Consider the following 852-nt stretch of genomic DNA (forward strand, 5'->3'; position numbering starts at 1 on the left):
CCTCACAGGAATCGAACGGTTGAGTCCCGATGAAACAGATGTCCTTCGCCGATGCTGAGTACGCCGGCAAACGTAAGCAGACCCGCCGTGAGCGCTTCCTGATCGAGATGGATCAGGTCGTGCCCTGGAAGGGCTTGATTGCCTTGATCGAGCCGCATTATCCGAAAGGTGAAGGCGGTCGTCCGGCGTATCCGTTGCTGGCCATGTTGCGGGTTCATCTGATGCAGAACTGGTTCGGCTACAGCGATCCGGCGATGGAAGAATCACTCTATGAAACGACGATTCTGCGCCAGTTCGCGGGGCTGCATCTGGATCGAATTCCCGATGAAACCACGATCCTCAACTTCCGGCGCCTGCTGGAAAAACATGAGTTGGCGGGCGGGATCTTGCAGGTCATCAACGGCTATCTGGGTGACCGTGGCTTGATGCTGCGCCAAGGCACGGTGGTCGATGCGACGATCATTCATGCCCCGAGTTCGACCAAGAACAAGGACGGCAAGCGCGACCCGGAAATGCATCAGACGAAAAAAGGAAATCAGTACTTTTTTGGTATGAAAGCGCACATCGGCGTCGATGCCGAATCCGGCTTGGTGCACAGCCTGGTGGGCACGGCGGCGAATGTGGCGGACGTGACTCAGGTCGATCAGTTGTTGCATGGTGAGGAAACTTACGTGTGCGGCGATGCGGGTTATACCGGTGTGGAGAAGCGTGCTGAGCATCAGAACCGCACGATGATTTGGTCGATTGCCGCGCGTCCCAGCAGCTATAGAAAGCACGGAAAAAAGAGTTTGATCGGGCGTATGCGACGCAAGATCGAATACGCCAAAGCGCAGGTGCGGGCCAAGGTTGAAC

General features: G+C 56.5%; 1 protein-coding gene. It reads left to right on the forward strand.

What is annotated here, in order from left to right; genetic code table 11:
• Positions 1 to 29 precede the first annotated feature (29 nt).
• Positions 30 to 852: IS5 family transposase (locus tag AC19YR_RS24785; protein WP_500600443.1), on the forward strand; the 823-nt coding region annotated here is incomplete at its 3' end.

It is taken from the genome of Pseudomonas sp. MF08817 (assembly GCF_059862705.1).